Consider the following 278-nt stretch of genomic DNA (forward strand, 5'->3'; position numbering starts at 1 on the left):
TTTTCTTTAGTTTCTTCTGTATTTAAATAGCGTGGAATAAGATTATTCGCCTTTAAAACCCTTCTTTCCTCTAGTTCCTTAATGATTTGCAGGTGTTCCAGAGCAAACTTGCCTGTAAGCAGGGGAGAGATCTCACCTCCATCTTCCAGGTGTTTTTTTAGCTGCAGTAATCCTTTCAGGTACGAAATATCCTTTGTAAAACCTCCGCCCTGCATTATTCGGGAGGTGATATTAAAAGATCTTTGGGCGCTAAAACCATAATCCTCTTCCAGAAGCCT

1 protein-coding gene is annotated in these 278 nt (G+C 40.3%); it reads right to left on the bottom strand.

All coding sequences use genetic code 11. From position 1 onward, the window contains the following. Positions 1-278: tyrosine/phenylalanine carboxypeptidase domain-containing protein (locus HC176_RS19490; RefSeq protein WP_167920598.1), on the bottom strand; the 278-nt coding region annotated here is incomplete at both ends.

Source organism: Tamlana crocina (genome assembly GCF_012037625.1).